The sequence below is a fragment of the Stenotrophomonas sp. K-6 genome, assembly GCF_056861555.1.
The window spans coordinates 276,867-295,478 of sequence record NZ_JBSPUC010000001.1 but is presented as its reverse complement, the minus strand read 5'-3'; the positions used below and the strand labels follow the sequence as shown (position 1 = coordinate 295,478).

Annotated in this window: 12 protein-coding genes; 4 read left to right on the top strand and 8 right to left on the bottom strand. The window is 66.3% G+C overall.

Annotated features, from left to right (window positions below; genetic code table 11):
* Window positions 1-24: 24 nt before the first annotated feature.
* From AC13F7_RS01335 to aceK, 3 genes are all read right to left on the bottom strand, one after another.
* The gene (locus tag AC13F7_RS01335; protein ID WP_482999000.1) at window positions 25-894 is read right to left on the bottom strand and encodes an energy transducer TonB family protein; all 870 of its coding nucleotides are present in this window, start codon (window positions 892-894) and stop codon (window positions 25-27) included.
* Between the two features lie 120 nt (window positions 895-1,014).
* Window positions 1,015-1,890: an energy transducer TonB gene (locus AC13F7_RS01330; RefSeq protein ID WP_482998999.1), complete on the bottom strand. Its 876-nt coding sequence runs from the start codon at window positions 1,888-1,890 to the stop codon at window positions 1,015-1,017.
* A gap of 57 nt (window positions 1,891-1,947) precedes the next feature.
* Window positions 1,948-3,660: a bifunctional isocitrate dehydrogenase kinase/phosphatase gene (aceK, locus tag AC13F7_RS01325; RefSeq protein ID WP_482998998.1), complete on the bottom strand. Its 1,713-nt coding sequence runs from the start codon at window positions 3,658-3,660 to the stop codon at window positions 1,948-1,950.
* 212 nt (window positions 3,661-3,872) lie between these two features.
* Between aceK and AC13F7_RS01320 the strand changes: the two genes are divergently transcribed.
* Complete coding sequence (locus AC13F7_RS01320) at window positions 3,873-4,772, top strand: hypothetical protein (RefSeq protein ID WP_482998997.1); 900 nt, start codon at window positions 3,873-3,875, stop codon at window positions 4,770-4,772.
* Window positions 4,773-4,862: 90 nt separating this feature from the next.
* Here the strand turns inward: AC13F7_RS01320 and AC13F7_RS01315 are convergent, their stop codons facing one another.
* The 5 genes from AC13F7_RS01315 to AC13F7_RS01295 all read right to left on the bottom strand — a co-directional run bounded on the left by AC13F7_RS01315 (window position 4,863) and on the right by AC13F7_RS01295 (window position 10,574).
* Window positions 4,863-7,088 (bottom strand): NADP-dependent isocitrate dehydrogenase, encoded by a 2,226-nt coding sequence (locus AC13F7_RS01315; RefSeq protein ID WP_482998996.1) that lies wholly within the window; start codon window positions 7,086-7,088, stop codon window positions 4,863-4,865.
* Between the two features lie 305 nt (window positions 7,089-7,393).
* Window positions 7,394-7,897 carry a hypothetical protein gene (locus tag AC13F7_RS01310; RefSeq protein WP_346472395.1) on the bottom strand — a complete coding sequence of 168 codons (504 nt, stop codon included), beginning with the start codon at window positions 7,895-7,897 and terminating at the stop codon, window positions 7,394-7,396.
* Window positions 7,898-7,936: 39 nt separating this feature from the next.
* The gene (locus AC13F7_RS01305) at window positions 7,937-8,230 is read right to left on the bottom strand and encodes a LysM peptidoglycan-binding domain-containing protein (RefSeq protein WP_070426094.1); all 294 of its coding nucleotides are present in this window, start codon (window positions 8,228-8,230) and stop codon (window positions 7,937-7,939) included.
* A 94-nt stretch (window positions 8,231-8,324) separates the two neighbouring features.
* On the bottom strand, window positions 8,325-9,143 hold the full coding sequence (queF, locus tag AC13F7_RS01300; RefSeq protein ID WP_482998995.1) for an NADPH-dependent 7-cyano-7-deazaguanine reductase QueF: 819 nt from the start codon (window positions 9,141-9,143) through the stop codon (window positions 8,325-8,327).
* 99 nt (window positions 9,144-9,242) lie between these two features.
* On the bottom strand, window positions 9,243-10,574 hold the full coding sequence (locus tag AC13F7_RS01295) for a M20 family metallopeptidase (protein WP_482998994.1): 1,332 nt from the start codon (window positions 10,572-10,574) through the stop codon (window positions 9,243-9,245).
* 230 nt (window positions 10,575-10,804) lie between these two features.
* On the opposite strand from AC13F7_RS01295, the gene AC13F7_RS01290 reads away from it, so the two are divergent.
* From AC13F7_RS01290 to AC13F7_RS01280, 3 genes are all read left to right on the top strand, one after another.
* Complete coding sequence (locus AC13F7_RS01290) at window positions 10,805-12,043, top strand: efflux RND transporter periplasmic adaptor subunit (RefSeq protein ID WP_482998993.1); 1,239 nt, start codon at window positions 10,805-10,807, stop codon at window positions 12,041-12,043.
* 88 nt (window positions 12,044-12,131) lie between these two features.
* Window positions 12,132-15,371, top strand: a complete 3,240-nt coding sequence (locus AC13F7_RS01285) for an efflux RND transporter permease subunit (protein WP_482998992.1) — start codon at window positions 12,132-12,134, stop codon at window positions 15,369-15,371.
* Between the two features lie 34 nt (window positions 15,372-15,405).
* The gene (locus AC13F7_RS01280) at window positions 15,406-18,531 is read left to right on the top strand and encodes an efflux RND transporter permease subunit (RefSeq protein ID WP_482998991.1); all 3,126 of its coding nucleotides are present in this window, start codon (window positions 15,406-15,408) and stop codon (window positions 18,529-18,531) included.
* Window positions 18,532-18,612: the final 81 nt, after the last annotated feature.

Genomic DNA, 18,612 nt, shown 5'->3' with positions numbered 1-18,612 from the left:
AAAGGCGCCTTCTATTTTTGATCGTCAGCCCTGATCCAGCGCAGTCTTCAACCGCGGACCGGTGTCTTCACCCGCAAGGTAGACGCCATCATCGAGGGCATCCGGCGCGACCAACTGCGGCTCGGGCGACAGCCAGGGTGCGGTGCTCCGCGGGCCCGGCAGATACGGCTCCCACCGCGGCGCATTGCGATCGGCCGGCGGTGAGAAGCGCACCGGCAAACGCACCACCCACGTGTCGCGAGCGGCCCGTGGACCCTGCGTCGGCACCCGGAAGTGCCAATCGCGCGCCGCCTGCCTGGCACTGTCGGCGAATGCTGCCCGGGTTGAAGCGATCTCACGCGGCGATACCAGCACGCGCAGATTGACCTGCTCTGCCAGCACGTTGCGGACCTTGCCGTCCCGGCCAACCTGGATCAACAGAAACACATCTGCCGCTGCATCACGCCCGACCCTGCGCGTGGGGAAGGTCGGAACCGATCCCCGTTCACGGGCCACGATGGTCGGATCGTTCGCGTCGTACTCGACAAAGCTGGCATGGCGAATCTCCACACGCGCACTGCCATCGTCGAGCGTCTTGCCGATCAGGCGCAGGGTCATCGGCGTGGTGATGGCGACGGACTGGCCGTCGCGTACGGTGGGCTCGAACTCCCATTGCTTGACCGAATCTTTCACAAAGGTGACGACGCCTGCCGGAATCGCGCTTTCCCGATCCAGGCGCACCGCAGCGACGCGGCCGTCCGCACCGATATCAAGGCTGCCCTTGATCCGCATGCTCGACTCCACCTGGCTCTGGAGCGCGCGCATGCTCGGTACCGCATGAACGTCCTGTGCTGCCAGGCCTACGCCGACTGTTGCCACGCCAAGCGCCAGTACCCACTGCCATGCCACTTTCATCCATTCGACTCCCTGTCCTGATGGTCTGTCAGCCTAGCAAACTCTGCAGGTTGGTTTGGAGACCTACGCGCACCCTCCTGCCCGTTGAGGGGCTCGGGTGATGCATCACGGCCTGCATGATCAACCGCCCAACGGGGTCAGCAGTTTCGGTCCCTTGCTCGTGGCGTCGGCCATGAACACGCCGCCGGCGGGTAGCAGGTCGGCATTGGCATCGGCGCTCAAGGCCATGTCCCTGCGCCACGGTGCCTGCTGGCGCGGGCCAGGAATATAGGCATCCCAGCGGCCGTAGCGCTCAACCTGGTCGCCGAACGAGAAACGCACAGGAACCCGGACGGTCCAGCTGGCCTCATCCTTCTCATTGCCCGTAGAGGGCGCCTTGAAGATCCACTTACGTGCGGCGCCCATCGACACGCGGGCCAGCTTGTCGCGCATCTTCCGCATGATCGCCTCGTTGGCGATCACCCGCAGATTGACCTGCTCGGTGGCCACCTCCAGCACCTTTCCATCGCGCCCGACCTGCACCAGGAGCAGCACGTCGCCCCGCCCGCGTGCATTGAGGACATCCTCCGGATACATCGGCGGCGACATCTTCACCTTGGTGACGTTGTCGGTCGAGGTTTCGTCATATGTCTCGAAGTTCGCCGCCAGCAGCGTGATCAGGCCAGTGCCATCGGGATTGTTCTTTGCGCCCAGGCGGATGGTGGCCGGCGTGCGCGCCTTGGCGGCCTGGCCATTCACCAGCACCGGGGCGAAACGCCAGGTCTTCACTGCACCTTCGACGAACGTGACGATGGTCTCATCGACCTGCGCGCGTTTGTCCAGACGGAACGCCTCGACCTGGCCTTCGGTATCGATATCGATCTCACCGGTCAGCACCATGCTTGCTTCAGCCTGCTCGCGCACTTCGCGCCTGGTCTGCGCGGCCACATCGAACACGGTCGACGCGCCCACACTCCCCAGTACAAGCACCAACGCAATCCCTCGTAATGAACGCATTTCCACCTTCTCCTTGTGAAGGCATACAAGCCTAGCCCAGGTTCCGGCCGAGGCCTATCAGGCAAGTCTGTTACTGGCTGAATAGGGAGGCGTATCCGGGAAGTCACCCGCGGCGAAGCCGGCCTGCAGGCGCTGCCACCACACCGGATCGAAAAGAGGCGCGAAATGCTCGCGCACCGCCGCCAGCTCGAGCGCCGGCAGCCCCATGAACATCCAGAACCGTTCCGGAAACACATCCCGCGGCCCGATCTGGAACCAGGGTTCGTCGGCCAGCGCCTCTTCCTCGTTGCGCGGTGTTGGCCAGGCGCGGAAGGTGCACTCGGTGACGAGGCAGAGTTCATCGTAGTCATAGAACACCGCACGCCCGTGGCGTGAGACACCGAAGTTCTTCGGCAGCATGTCGCCAGGAAAGATGTTGTTGCGCGCCATGTCGGTGATCGCCTGCGCATAGTCGAGCGCGGCCACACGTCGCGCCTCGGCCGTCTGCTCGCGCAGGTACAGGTTGAGCGGGCGGAAACGCCGTTGCACGTAGCACAGTGCAATCACCAGGTCCTCGCCCTCTTCACGCACGCTGCTGGCGCACTGGGTCAACAGTTCTTCGCGCAGCGCTGGGGAGAAGCGCGCCCGCGGAAAGCGCAGGTGCCGATAGGGCTGCGCGTCGAGCAGCCGGCCGACACGGTCCAAGTTGAACACCAACGCATACTTCTCTTCAACCTGGTGTCGGGTCATGGTCTTGGGCCAGGCGAAACGGTCCCGGATCAGCTTGAACACCAGCGGATAGCTGGGCAGGGTGAACACCGCCATGACCATGCCGGGCGTGCCGTCGGCATGCACCAGTTGCTCCCCCGGCTGTTCCTGGAAGTGACGGAAGAAGGTGCGATAGCGCTCTGTCTTGCCCTGCTTGGCACGCCCGAGCACGGTGTAGATCTCATCCACCGGCTTGCCCGGCAGCAGGCTGCGCAGGAACACCACCGCATCACCGACGGTGGTCAGATCAGCCTGGAAGTAGCTGCGCGAGACGCCGAACAGATGCGCTACATCGCGCCGCCGGGTCAGCACCGCGTCCACGCGCAGACCGCGCTCGTGATGCACCAGCGCGATCACGCAGGGCGAGAAGTGATGCTCGCCGAATACGCGCCCCACCAGATAGGCGCGACGCTCGCGGTAGAACACGGTGTCGAGCAGTTCGATGCTGCGCACCGGGTCGTCGCCCCAGTGCGCCAGATCGTCCTGCAGGCGCACTGCGATCGCGGCGGCACAGCGCAGCTGGTGCGCATACGGCACGTCGAATCGGTAGTCACCGAGCACCCGCATGAATGCGTCCGCAGGGCGCGTGGGCGAGAGGGTATAGCTGTGTCGCGCGACGGGATGGGTGATGGCGTCTGACGGTTCCACATCCATTGCCATGAACTCGATCGCGCCGTCCACACCGCGGGTAGCGAACAACCGGCGCGCCAGCGTGTTGTAGAACGTCTTGTACAGCTCGGCGTCGATCAGCCCCGCCAGCAACGCCGCATAGGCCGTGCGCACCTGCAGCCACAGCGCGCGCTCGCCAATCCGCTCACCGGCTGTACGGCGCAACACATTGACGGTCTCGGCAATGCACTGGTCGTACAGCCCGATGCGCTCCACCGCATCCTGCCGGGCACTTGCCCACTCGCGCTGTTCGAAGCGCTGCCGCGCACGCTGGCTGATCGCCGCGAAGCGTGCATGGTACTTCTCGAACCCGTCGCGGATCAGCCGCGCGATCGCCTCCGCTGATGCATTCATGCGGTGCCGCCGATGGGGCATGGAACGTTCTGGCAGGAACAGCGACCGTGCATGCATCCACTTCCACAGGACCTGCCGCCACCATACGGCAGCGACTGGGCGCTTGCCCAGCGGGCAATGACGGCTCCATTCCGGAGTAAAGTCGAAGCGCTTGGGTGCGGGCAGATGAGCCTCTGCCAATGCGGACCATGACCTATCAGGCAGGGAGAGCAATGAAGACGAGCCGCCGAAGGATGGCATGGGTAGGAGCGGTGTTGGTGGCAGCCGGGTTGCTGGCGGTGTGGTCGGTCCCCGGTGAACGACTACCCGCCGTGCGGACCGTGACGGATCCCTCATCAACGGCCCTGACGCCCACGGGGGCGACAGTGTCTCCAGCCCCTCAAGCGCTGAACCGTGAGCCGCTTGCAGCTCGCTTCGAGGACGCCACACGCCTGGAGTTCGAACGCGTCAGTGCAGCGGCCGAGCGCGGCGATGTCCGTGCGCAACGTCGGTTGGCCGAGCTCTACGAGAAGTGCTTTTTAGTCAACGTCCGACGCGCGTCCTATCTTGAAGGCGTCGAAAACATGGCCATGCTGCATTCGGATCCGGATGCCGGTCAGCAGATGCGGTTGATCGGCCAGCGTGTCTTCGCGCAATGTGGCGGTGTGGATGACGGCCAGTTCATTCCACTGGACGCCATGCTGCTATGGCGGGAGCAGGCCGCGCGCGGAGGAGATCTTGCTTCGCAGCTGTGGCTGCGACAGCGGAACGTGACGTCGCCACTGACGGCGGAGGAGTACCCAGGCTTGGCAGCTCAGGTCATTGCCTCCGGTGACGCCACGGCCATGGCCTACCTGGGTGACCTTGCTGAAGCGGCAGGCGGGTATATGGCGCCTCATGTGGATCCGCACATCAGCGGACTGGCCTGGCAGATAGCTGCCTGCCAACAAGGTCGTGCATGCGGGGCCGGGAGCGAATTGATGGATGTGATGTGCTTGAACCTGGGCGCTTGCACGGAGACGGATGCAACCGTCGTCCTGCGGTTGATGGCTGCAGACCAACAGGCGCTGCTGGATGCGGAGATTGATCGCATCGGCTCCCTCGTCGACAAAACGCGCCAGCACGGCAGGTGACGCTGGCTTACCGGCTTGCCACCGCCCACAAAAAAACCCGCGCCGAAGCGCGGGTTCTTCCTCGATCACCGCAGCCGCGGGACCGCTTCGTTACAGCGCGGACAGCGCGCTGTTGAAGGTGGCACTCGGACGCATCGCCGCGCTTGCCTTGGCCACGTCCGGACGGTAGTAACCGCCGATATCGACCGGCTTGCCCTGCACCGCCGCCAACTCGCCGACGATGGTCTGCTCGTTGTCGGACAGGGCCTTGGCCAGTGGTGCGAAGCGGGCCTTCAGCGCGGCATCGTCGTCCTGCGCGGCCAGGGACTGGGCCCAGTACAGCGCGATGTAGAAGTGGCTGCCGCGGTTGTCGATGCCACCGAGCTTGCGCGACGGCGACTTGTCGTTGTCCAGGAACTGGCCGTTGGCCTGGTCCAGGGTCTTGGCCAGCACGGTGGCACCGGCGTTGTCGTAGCGGTTGCCCAGGTGCTCCAGCGAGGCGGCCAGCGCGAGGAACTCCCCCAGAGAATCCCAGCGCAGGTAATCCTCTTCCACGAACTGCTGCACGTGCTTGGGCGCCGAACCACCGGCACCGGTCTCGAACAGGCCACCACCGGCCATCAGCGGCACGATGGAGAGCATCTTGGCGCTGGTGCCCAGTTCCATGATCGGGAACAGGTCGGTCAGGTAGTCGCGCAGCACGTTGCCGGTCACCGAGATGGTGTCCTCACCCTTGCGGATGCGGTCCAGCGAGAAGGCCGTCGCTTCCACCGGGGCCAGGATGCGGATGTCCAGGCCGTTGGTGTCGTGGTCCTTCAGGTAGGTCTCGACCTTGGCGATCACCTGCGCATCGTGCGCGCGGGCCGCATCCAGCCAGAACACCGCCGGGGTGCCGCTCAGGCGGGCGCGGTTCACGGCCAGCTTCACCCAATCCTGGATCGGGGCGTCCTTGGTCTGGCACATGCGCCAGATGTCGCCGGTCTGCACGGTGTGCTCGAACACCACGGTGCCCGCCTCATCGGTGACGCGCACGGTGCCGTCGGCCGGAATCTGGAAGGTCTTGTCGTGCGAGCCGTATTCCTCGGCCTTCTGCGCCATCAGACCGACGTTCGGCACCGAGCCCATGGTGGCCGGGTCGAACGCGCCGTGTGTGCGGCAATCATCGATCACGGCCTGGTACACACCGGCATAGCAACGGTCCGGAATGACGGCCTTGGTGTCCTGCAGCTTGCCCTCGGCATTCCACATGCCACCGGAGTCGCGGATCATCGCCGGCATCGAGGCGTCGACGATCACGTCGCTCGGCACGTGCAGGTTGGTGATGCCCTTGTCCGAATTGACCATGGCCAGGCCCGGGCGCTTGCCGTACTCGGCAGCCAGGTCGGCCTTGATCGCTTCCTGGGTCGCTTCGGGCAGCTGCGGCAGGCGCGCGAACAGATCGCCGATGCCGTTGTTCGGATCGAACCCGGCCTGCTTGAGCACGTCGGCGTGCTTGGTCAGCACGTCCTTGTAGAACTCTTCGACGACCACGCCGAACATGATCGGGTCGGAGACCTTCATCATGGTGGCCTTCAGGTGCAGCGAGAACAGCACGCCCTTGGCCTTGGCATCGGCGATCTGCGCCTGCACGAACGAAGCCAGCGCATTGCGGCTCATCACCGCGGCATCAACGATTTCGCCAGCCTTGACCGCGGTCTTTTCCTTCAGCACGACGCTGCTGCCGTCGGCCTTGAACAGTTCGATCTTCAGGCTGCCGGCGTTGGCCAGCGTGGCCGACTTTTCGCTGCCGTAGAAGTCACCGCCGTCCATGTGCGCGACATGCGACTTGGACTCGGTGGACCACTTGCCCATGCGATGCGGGTGCTTGCGGGCGTAGTTCTTGACCGACAGGGGCGCGCGGCGATCGGAGTTGCCTTCGCGCAGCACCGGGTTCACCGCGCTGCCCTTGACCTTGTCGTAGCGCGCCTTGATGTCGCGCGAGACGTCGTCGGTCGGCACGTCCGGATAGTTCGGCAGCGCGAAGCCCTGGTCCTGCAGTTCCTTGATCGCGGCCTTCAGCTGCGGCACCGAGGCGCTGATGTTGGGCAGCTTGATGATGTTCGCGTCCGGCGTGGTCGCCAGCTGGCCCAGTTCGGCCAGGTGGTCGGCTTCTTTCTGGTCGTCCTTCAGGTAATCCGGGAACAGGGCCAGGATGCGGCCGGACAGCGAGATGTCGCGGGTTTCCACGGCGATGCCGGCGGTGGCGGTGTAAGCCTCGACGATCGGCAGCAGCGACTGCGTGGCCAGGAACGGGGCTTCATCGGTGAGCGTGTAGAGAATCTTGGGCGTGTTCGACATGGGGGATCAGGGCTCTCTTGCAGATCTCGTGAATGATGGCCGACGGCAATGCCGGGCCGCGTGCAACCGTGTCGCGTGCAGGGCCTGGCACAGCCTGGCCCGCACTTTCCCCGGGGACCGCGCCAACCAACGGCGCGCACGGCGGGAAACCCCTGCATTGTCGCGTTTTCAGCCCCCCGGAGCAAAGCCGTCCCATACGCAAACGTACTGGAACGCTGTGGTCCGGCAAGCGCCCATAAAAAAGACGCAGCCTCGCGGCTGCGTCCATCGTGAGCCTGTTGCCGGGAGAGAGTCGGCGTCTAGGCTTACTTGACCTCAAACTCCTGCGGCGATCCAGCCGCCTTACCATCTACCGTGACTTCCGCGCGGTACTTGCCCGCCGGCCAGCCATTGGCATTCTTGAAGGAAATGTTGGTGGTCTCGGCACCGGTGGTATTGACCACCTGGTTCTGCTCACCGGCGACCTGGCCGTTCTGGAAGGTCAGCTTCGCCGCCACGTTGGCATTGTTGGCGCTGCCGTCGGTGCGGATCGAGACGATGATGTCGTCCTTCGGCGCGAACAACGCTGCCGAAGTAACCGTCTTGTCCGCCGCAGCGGTCTTGCCGACAGTCACGTTGGAAACGTTCACCCCGGCCGCAGCGGTCATCGGCTGCGGGGCGGCTTCGGTCATCGGCGCCGGTGCGGCCGGCGTGGTCGCTGCCGGCTGCGCATTGTTGTCAGCGGTGTCTTCTTTCTTCTTGCAGCCGGCCAGGGCCACGGTGGCCAGAAGCGCGGCGAGAACGGCGGTACTGATGGACGACTTCTTCATGGAGGTTGCTCCCTGTTGGATGGTGGGCGATGCAGCGGATCAGGCTTTGGGCGGCAGTTTGAGCGTCTGGCCCGGTTGGATCTTGTCCGGGTCGTCCAGCACGTCACGGTTGGCCTCGAATATGCGCTTCCACGCATTGGCATCGCCCAGTTCCTGCTTGGCGATCTTCGAGAGCGAATCGCCCTTCTGCACCGTGTAGGTGCCTCCGACCTTCTCCGCGGTGGTATCCACCGAGGCGGTCACGCCCGAGAAATCGACCTGATCGACTTTCTGCGCGGTGGTATCAACGCTGGCGCTGACACCGGAAAAGTCGACTTTCTTATCGGTACTCATCCATACACTCCCGTCTTGATTGACGACATGGGAGGCACGGTGTCACAGCCCTTGTTAATGGGGCATGGCGTGGATGTGAAGACGCGCGGAACGCCTACTGGCGAAGGTCGCGGACGGTGCGCGCCGGGGCGGCGATGCCCGGGCTGGCCCGCCACGGGTTGATGTCCAGCCCGCCGCGGCGGGTGTAGCGCGCTTCCACTTCCAGCCAATGCGGCTGGCAGCGCCGGGTGATCTCGCTGAAGATCCGCTCCACGCACTGCTCGTGGAACTCGGCGTGTTCGCGGTAGCTGATCAGGTATTTCAGCAGGCCGTCGCGGTCGATCTTCGGGCCGCGGTAGCGCACGCTGACACTGGCCCAGTCCGGCTGGCCGGTGACCGGGCAGTTGGACTTGAGCAGCGCCGAACTCAACGTTTCGGTCACGAGCTGATCGGCATCGGCGAACAGGAACTCCGGGGCCGGCGGGCCGTAGCGCTCAATGGTCACCTCGCGCTCGTCCAGCGACTCGCCCTCGGCCTCTTCCACCAGCGCCGGCACGCCGAATACCACCGTCACCACCGCCCCGGCGCAGGCCGACAGATCGCGGGTGATGCACAGGCGTGCGGCCGCGTCATCATCGAAGCGCGTGCTGTTGAGCGAGTTGAGATACAACTTGAACGACTTGGATTCGATCAGGTTCGGCGAGGTGCACGGCACGCTGACCGTGGCCACGGCCACGCGCGGTTTGCCGCGACCGTCCAGCCAGCTCAATTCATAGGCCTGCCAGCGGTCATGGCCGACGAACGGCAACGCCGCATCGTCCAGGCCGATCTCCTCGCGGGCGCCACGGCGCGGGATGGGGAAGAGCAGGCCGGGATCGTACTGCGACGGGTAAGCCACCTCGCGACCGAGGCTGGAGTCCTGGGGGGTATTCATGCCCCCATTTTACGCCGGTAGGCGCGCGGCGTCCGCCGGCGAAAACGAACGGACCCGGCCAGCGGCCGGGACCTACCGTCTACCAGCCGTCGTCTGACGTCAGCCTGCGCCAGTCGCCGCAGCCGGCGTCCCATTGAGATAATCCAGGCTCACCTGCAGTAGCGCGCGCAGGCCTACATCCAGCGCCTTCTCATCGAGCAGGAACTTCGGCGAGTGGTTGGCCGGCGCGGTCGCCGGATCGATCCCCTCGCTGGTGGAGCCCACGAAGAAGAACATGCCCGGTACCTGCTGGGCGTACAGCGAGAAGTCCTCGGCGCCCATCTGCAGCGGCGGCTCATACACATTGCCCTCGCCCACCACGGCCTGAAGGCTCGGCAGCATGCGCGCGGTCAGTGCCGGATCGTTGACCGTGGCCGGGTTGCCCTCGGACTCGTAGATCTCGGTTTCGGCCTTGGCCCCGTGCGCGGCCGCGGTGTGCTCGGCCACGTTGCGCAGATCGGCGAAGATCTGCTGGCGCATGCCCTCGTCGAAGGTGCGGATGGTGCCGACCATCTCCACTTCATCGGGGATGATGTTGTAGCGGATGCCGCCCTTGATCGCGCCGAAGGTCACCACCGCCGGCTGCTTGGACAGGTTGGCGCGGCGGCTGACGATGGTCTGCGCGGTGCCGACCAGGTCGGCGGTGGCCACGATCGGGTCCACGCCGTTCCACGGCGCCGAGCCGTGGGTCTGGCGACCGATCACCTTGATCCCGAACCGGTCCGACGCCGCCATCAGCGGGCCGCCACGCACCGCGATCTGGCCGGCCGGCACGCTGGAGAACACATGCAGGCCGAACACGGCTTCGGGCTTGAAGTCCTTGAACAGCCCTTCCTTGAGCATCAGCGCCGCACCGCCCTCTTCCGGCGGCGGCGCACCCTCTTCGGCGGGCTGGAAGATCAGCATGACTTCGCCGGGCAGGTTCGCGCGCATCTTCACCAGCGCATCGGCCACGCCCAGCAGGGTGGCGGTGTGGGCGTCGTGGCCGCAGGCATGCATCACCCCGACGGTCTCGCCGCGGTAAGTGCTGGTGGCCTTGGAGGCGAACGGCAGCCCGGTCTGTTCGGTGACCGGCAGCGCATCCATGTCCGCGCGCAGGGCGATCCGCGGGCCGGGCTTGCCGCCCTTGATGATCGCCACCACGCCGTGGTGGGCGATACCGGTCTGCGGCTTCAGGCCCATCGCACGCAGGCGCTCGGCCACCTTGGCCGAGGTGCGCTCCTCGCGGTTGGACAGCTCCGGGTGCTGGTGGAAGTCGCGGCGCCAGTCGATCACCTGGGCCTTGAGGCGGGTCGCGGCGGCGGCCACTTCCGGGCGTTCGGCGGGGGCGGCGGCAGCCAGGCCGGGGGTGGCCAGCAGCAGGGCGGACATCAACAGCGACAGACGGGGCATTGAAGGTCTCCACGGGTCAGAACGGCGGTCGAACCTGAATGTAGGGCATCGGCGCCGGTCGCGCTGTAACTTTCTGCCCCGGCGAACGTTCATGGATGGAACCTCATCCGTCACATCCGGTCTGATCGCCCGTCCCATCCGTCATGCATGAAAGGCCACGGGCGACGAGTATGCTTTGCGCCTAGCCAACCGGGCGCCCCCGCCCTCCGCCAGCCCTCGGGAGTTATTGAATGTCGCGTTTCTGGAAGATCGTGCTGCTGGTGGTCGCAGTGCTGGTGATTGCCGTCGTGGGTATGCGCCTGATGGGTGGCAAGAAGGGGGACGCGGCAGGCCCGGCAGCCGAAGGGCGCCAGGGCGCTGACCCGGCCAACGCAGGCCCGGTGCCGGTCACGGTGATCGAGGCGGTCCGCCAGGACGTGCCGGTCTACGCCAGCGCGCTGGGGACGGTGGCGGCGATGAACACGGTCACGGTGAGCCCGCAGGTCGGCGGGCAGCTGATCAGCCTGAACTTCAAGGAAGGCCAGGAAGTGAAGAAGGGCGACCTGCTCGCGCAGATCGACCCGCGCACCCTGCAGGCCAGTTACGACGAAGCTGCGGCAGCCAAGCGCCAGAACCAGGCCCAGCTCGCCACCGCCCGCTCCAACTACCAGCGTTCCAATTCGGCCGAGTACCGGCAGTACGTGGCCAAGACCGATCTGGATACCCAGCGCAACCAGGTGGCCCAGTTCGAAAGTGCCGTGGCCGCCAACGAGGCCAGCATGCGCGCCGCCCAGGTGCAGCTGCAGTACACCCGGGTGACCGCCCCGATCTCAGGCATCGCCGGTATCCGCGCGGTCGACGCCGGCAACATCGTCAGCGCCGGCACCGCGCTGGTGACGCTGACCCAGATCCATCCGATCCATGTCGTGTTCAACCTGCCCGAGCGCCAGCTGCCGGCCGTGCGAGAGGCCCAGGCCGCCGGCGCGGTGGACATCGCCGCCCTGGACCGCAACGACGCGCACGTCCTTACCGACGGCGGAAAGCTGGACGTGGTGGACAACCAGATCAGCAGCGACAGCGGCACCTTCCGCGCGCGTGCGCTGTTCGACAACGCCGACAACTCGCTGTGGCCGGGCCAGTTCGTCAACGTCCGCATGCAGCTGCGCACCATCGCCGGCGGCGTGGTGATCCCGACCCAGGCCGTGATGCGCGGGCCGGACGGCGAGTACGTCTATATCGTCAAGCCGGACAGCACCGTGGCCATGCAGACGGTCAAGAGCGGCGTGGAAGTCGGCGACAGCCAGGTGCAGATCACCGAGGGCCTGAAGGGTGGCGAGCGCGTGGTGAGCGAAGGCCAGTTCCGGCTCAAGCCGGGCGCCAAGGTCACCGCGCTCAAGCCGGGCGAAACCCCGGCCGCACCGACCGAAGCCGAGCTCAAGGCCGCCCAGCAGCAGGGTGGCGGTGGACGCCGCGGTGGCGGTCCGCGCTGATCGCGCCCGCCCTACGTTCCTGACGCCGGCTTACATGCCGGCGTTCGCCTGATCCAACGCAGCACGACGCACCAGCAAGGACCCGCCCGTGGGCTTTTCGACGATTTTCATCCGCCGCCCGATCGCCACCTCGCTGCTGATGGCGGGCCTGCTGCTGCTCGGCATCCTCGGTTACCGCCAGCTGCCGGTGTCGGCGCTGCCCGAGATCGATGCGCCGAGCCTGGTGGTGACCACGCAGTATCCCGGTGCCAACGCGGTCACCATGGCGTCGCTGGTAACCACGCCGCTGGAGCGCCAGTTCGGGCAGATTTCCGGGCTGGAGATCATGACCTCCGATTCGTCGGCAGGGCTGTCCACGATCATCCTGCAGTTCTCGATGGACCGCGATATCGACATCGCCGCGCAGGATGTGCAGGCCGCGATCCGCCAGGCCACCCTGCCCTCCTCGCTGCCCTACCAGCCGGTCTACAACCGGGTGAATCCGGCCGACGCGGCCATCGTCACCCTCAAGCTCACCTCCGACACGCGCCCGCTGCGCGACGTCAACAATTACGCCGACTCCATCCTCGCCCAGCGCCTGTCGCAGGTTCAGGGCGTGGGCCTGGTCTCGATCGCCGGCAACGTGCGCCCGGCCGTGCGCATCCAGGTCAACCCGGCGCAGCTGTCCAACATGGGCCTGACCCTGGAAGAGCTGCGAAGCGCGCTCACCCAGGCCAACGTCAACGCGCCCAAGGGCTCGCTCAACGGCAAGACCCAGTCTTACTCGATCGGCACCAACGACCAGCTGACCAGCGCCGCCGAGTATCGCGACACCATCATCAGCTACAAGAACGGCCGCCCGGTGCGCCTATCCGATGTCGCCAACGTGGTCGATGGCGTGGAGAACGACCAGCTGGCCGCATGGGCCGATGGCAAGCCGGCCGTGCTGCTGGAAGTGCGCCGCCAGCCGGGCGCGAACATCGTGCAGACCGTCGAGCGCATCCGCGCGTTGCTGCCGCAGCTGCAGAACGTGCTGCCGGCCGACGTGCATCTGGAAATTTTCAACGACCGTACCGAGACCATCCGTGCCTCGGTGCATGAAGTGCAGTTCACCCTGATCCTCACCATCGGCCTGGTGGTCGCGGTGATCTTCGTGTTCCTGCGCCGCTTGTGGGCGACCATCATTCCCTCGGTGGCGGTGCCGCTGTCACTGGCCGGCACCTTCGGTGTGATGGCGTTCGCCGGGATGTCGCTGGACAACCTCTCGCTGATGGCGCTGGTGGTGGCCACCGGCTTCGTGGTCGACGATGCGATCGTGATGATCGAGAACATCGTGCGTTACATCGAACAGGGCAAGAGCGGACCCGAAGCGGCCGAGATCGGTGCGCAGCAGATCGGCTTCACCGTGCTCTCGCTGACGATTTCGCTGGTGGCGGTGTTCCTGCCGCTGCTGCTGATGCCCGGCGTCACCGGCCGCCTGTTCCACGAATTCGCCTGGGTGCTGAGCATCGCGGTGACGCTGTCGATGCTGATCTCGCTGACGCTGACCCCGATGATGTGCGCCTACCTGCTCAAGCCCGATGCGCTGCCCGAGGGCGAAGACGCGCACGAGCGGGCGGCCGCCGCAGGGAAGACCACCGTGTGGTCGCGCACCGTGGGCCTGTACGAACGCAGCCTGGACTGGGTGCTGGACCACCAGCCGCTGACCCTGGCCGTCGCTGCCGGCGCGCTGGTGCTGACCGTGGTGCTGTACCTGGTGATTCCCAAAGGCCTGCTGCCCGAGCAGGACACCGGCCTGATCACCGGCGTGGTGCAGGCCGACCAGAACATCGCCTTCCCGCAGATGGAGCAGCGCACCAAGGCCGTGGCCGAAGCGCTGCGCAGCGACCCGGCAGTGACCGGTGTCTCGGCCTTCATCGGCGCCGGCACCATGAACCCCACGCTCAATCAGGGCCAGCTGTCGATCGTGCTCAAGGAGCGCGGCGACCGCGATGGGCTGGAGGAGATCCTGCCGCGTCTGCAGAAGGCCGTGGCCGGCATCCCCGGCGTGGCGCTGTACCTCAAGCCGGTGCAGGACGTCACCCTGGATACCCGCGTGGCCGCGACCGAGTACCAGTACTCGCTGTCGGACGTGGACAGCGCCCAGGTCGCGCTGCAGGCCACCCGCCTGACCGAGGCGCTGCGCCAGCGCCCGGAGCTGGCCGACGTGGACAACAATCTGTCCAACCAGGGCCGCGCACTCGAACTGACCATCGACCGCGACAAGGCCAGCGTGCTCGGCGTGCCGATGCAGACCATCGACGACACCCTGTACGACGCCTTTGGCCAGCGTCAGATCTCCACCATCTTCACCGAGCTCAACCAGTACCGCGTGGTGCTGGAAGTGGCCCCGGAATTCCGCACCAGTACCGCGCTGATGAACCAGCTGGCGGTAGCCTCCAATGGCGCGGGCGCGCTGACTGGCAGCAACGCCACCAACTTCGGCCAGGTCACCTCGTCCAACTCCTCCACCGCCACCGGCATCGGCGCGCAGAACACCGGCATTCCAGTCGGTGCCGGCAACATCATCCCGCTGGCCGCCCTGGCCGAGAGCAAGGTCACCAGCACCCCGCTGGTGGTCAGCCATCAGCAGCAACTGCCGGCGGTCACGGTGTCGTTCAACATCGCACCGGGCTATTCCCTGTCCGATGCGGTCAAGGCGATCGAAGAGACCAAGGCGGGCCTGGAGATGCCCTCGCAGGTGCACGCACAGTTCATCGGCAAGGCCGCCGAGTTCACTGGCAGCCAGACCGATGTGGTGTGGCTGCTGCTGGCCTCGCTGGTGCTGATCTACATCGTGCTGGGCGTGCTGTATGAGAGCTACATCCACCCCTTCACCATCATCTCCACCCTGCCGCCGGCCGGCGTGGGCGCGCTGCTCGCGCTGATGGTGTGCGGCCTGCCGTTGTCGGTGGACGGCATCGTCGGCATCGTGCTGCTGATCGGCATCGTCAAGAAGAACGGCATCATGATGGTGGACTTCGCAATCGAGGCCCGGCGCACCGGTGCGAACGCGCATGAGGCGATCCGTCGCGCGTGCCTGCTGCGCTTCCGCCCGATCATGATGACCACCGCTGCCGCGATGCTCGGTGCATTGCCACTGGCGCTGGGCACCGGCATCGGCTCGGAACTGCGCCGCCCGCTGGGCATCGCCATCGTCGGCGGCCTGCTGCTCTCGCAGCTGGTCACGCTGTACACGACGCCGGTGATCTATCTGTACATGGAGCGTTTCTCCGAGCGCCTGCGCCAGCGCCGCGAACAGCGCGCGCTGCGTCATGGCCACGGCCCGGTGCAGGAGCCGCAGGCGTGAGGATGAGCACCGCAGACCGCTGCGGAGGTGGTCGATGAACATCTCCGGTCCGTTCATCCGCCGCCCGATCGGCACCGCCCTGCTGGCCATCGGCCTGTTCGTGGTGGGCGTGATCTGCTACCTGCAGCTGGGTGTCTCGGCGCTGCCGAACATCCAGATCCCGGTGATCTTCGTGCACGCCAACCAGGCCGGCGCGGACGCCACGACGATGGCCTCCACGGTGACCGCGCCGCTGGAGCGCCACCTTGGCCAGTTGCCGGGCATCGACCGCATGCGCTCGTCCAGTTCGGAAGGCAGCTCGCTGGTCTTCATGATCTTCCAGAGCGACCGCGACATCGATTCGGCCGCGCTGGACGTGCAGACCGCGATCAACTCGGCCCAGTCCGACCTGCCCGCCGGGCTGGGCACGCCGATGTTCCAGAAGGCGAACCCGAACGATGACCCGGTCATCGCGATCGCCCTGACCTCGGAAACGCAGTCGGCCGATGATCTCTACAACGTGGCCGACTCGTTGCTGGCCCAGCGCATCCGCCAGATCACCGGCGTGTCCTCGGTGGATATCGCCGGTGCGTCCACGCCCGCCGTGCGCGTGGACGTGAACCTGCGCCTGATGAACGCGCTCGGCTTGACCGCCGATGACCTGCGCAATGCGGTGCGTGCGGCCAACGTGACCTCGCCGACCGGCTTCCTGACCGATGGCAACACCACCACCGCGATCATCGCCAACGACTCGGTGGCGCGCGCGGCGGACTTCGCCCAGCTGGTGATCAAGACCGCCGACAACGGCCGCGTGATCCGCCTGCAGGACATCGCCAACGTCTACGACGGGCAGCAGGACGCCTACCAGGCCGCGTGGTTCAACCACAAACCGGCGGTAGTGATGTACGTGTTCACCCGCGCCGGCGCCAACATCGTGGAGACCGTGGATCGGGTGAAGGCGCAGATCCCGACCCTGCGCGACTATCTGGAACCGGGCACCACGCTCACCCCGTATTTCGACCGCACCCCGACCATCCGCTCCTCGCTGCACGAAGTGCAGATCACGCTGCTGATCGCGCTGGCGATGGTGGTGCTGACCATGGCGCTGTTCCTGCGGCGGCTCGCCCCGACCCTGATCGCCGCGGTGACCGTGCCGTTGTCGCTGGCCGGCGCGGCACTGGTGATGTACGTGCTGGGCTTCACCCTGAACAACCTGAGCCTGCTGGCGCTGGTGATCGCGATCGGCTTCGTGGTCGACGATGCGATCGTGGTGATCGAGAACATCATGCGCCACCTCGACGAGGGCATGCCGCGCATGCAGGCCGCCCTCACCGGTGCGCGCGAGATCGGCTTTACCATCGTCTCGATCACCGCCTCGCTGGTGGCGGTGTTCATCCCGCTGCTGTTTGCCGAAGGCATGATGGGCGCGTTCTTCCGCGAGTTCACCGTCACTCTGGTCGCGGCGATCGTGGTCTCGATGATCATCTCGCTGACCCTGACCCCGGCGCTGTGCAGCCGCTTCCTGAGCGCGCATGCCGATGCGGGCGAACCGAGCCGCTTCGGCCGCCTGCTCGATGCCGGCCACGACCGCATGCTGCGGATCTACGTGAAGCTGCTCGACTTCTCGCTGCGCCACGCACTGCTGCTGTCGCTGACCCCGCTGCTGCTGATCGGCGCGACCATCTTCCTGTTCGGCGCGGTCAAGAAGGGCGCGTTCCCGGCACAGGATACGGGCCTGATCTGGGGCCGCGCCAATTCCAGCGCCACGGTCTCCTTCGAGGACATGGTCAACCGCCAGCGCCGCATCACCGACATGCTGATGGCCGACCCGGCGGTGAAGACCGTGGGTGTACGCCTGGGCAGTGGCCGCCAGGGCTCCAGCGCGCAGTTCAATGTGGAACTCAAGTCCCGCAAGGATGGCCGCCGCGAAACGACCGCACAGGCGCTGGCGCGGCTGAGCGCCAAGGCCGACCGCTACCCCGATCTGCAGCTGCGCCTGCGCGCCATCCAGGATCTGCCCAGCAACGATGGCGGCGGTGCCAGCCAGGGTGCGCAGTACCGCGTCTCGCTGCAGGGCAACGACCTGGCCCAGCTGCAGGAATGGCTGCCCAAGCTGCAGGCCGCACTGAAGAAGAACCCGAAGCTGGCCGACGTCGGCACCGACGTGGACGCTGCCGGCCTGCGCCAGAACATCGTGATCGACCGGGCCAAGGCCGCACGCCTCGGCGTCTCGGTCGGTGCCATCGACGGCGCGCTGTACGGCGCCTTCGGCCAGCGCCAGATCTCCACGATCTACTCGGACATCAACCAGTACAGCGTGGTGGTCAACGCACTGCCCGAGCAGACCGCAACACCCGGAGCGCTGGACCAGATCTACGTGCGGGCCGGCAATGGCGAAATGGTGCCGATCACGGCGGTGGCCGAGCAGGTGCCGGGCCTGGCGCCGTCGCAGATCACCCACGAAAACCAGTACACCACGATGGAGCTGAGCTACAACCTCGCCCCCGGCACCAGCATGGGCGAGGCCAAGGCCATCATCGACAGCACGGTCAACGGCATGCGCATGCCCGGTGACATCCGCCTGGCCGAGGACGCAGGCTTCGGCTTCGATTCGGACCCGATGGCGATGCTCATCCTGGTGATGGCGGCGATCATCACCGTCTACCTGGTGCTGGGCATGCTGTACGAAAGCCTGATCCACCCCGTCACCATCCTGTCCACGCTGCCGGCGGCGGGCGTGGGCGCGCTGCTGGCGCTGTATGGCACCAACACCGAGCTGTCGGTGATCTCGATGATCGCGCTGGTACTGCTGATCGGCATCGTCAAGAAGAACGCGATCATGATGATCGACTTCGCCGTGGTGGCGCAGCGCGAGCACGGCAAGACGCCGCTGGAGGCCGCACGCGAGGCCAGCATCGTGCGCTTCCGCCCGATCATGATGACCAGCATGGTGGCGATCCTGGCGGCGGTGCCGTTGGCGATCGGCCTGGGCGAAGGTTCCGAACTGCGCCGCCCGCTGGGCATCGCGATGATCGGCGGCCTGCTGTTCTCGCAGAGCCTGACGCTGCTCAGCACTCCGGCGCTGTACGTGATCTTCTCGTGCCTGCGCGAGCGCTGGGTGGCCCGTCGGGCGCGGCGCCGCGAGAAGCGTGCGTTGAAGCGCGCCGCGGCCGCGCGTTGACGGCGGCACGCCTGCACTGAACGTGGTTCATGCAGGCAGGTGCCGACCGTGGGTCGGCACCCCGCCGGATTGACGCTTCCG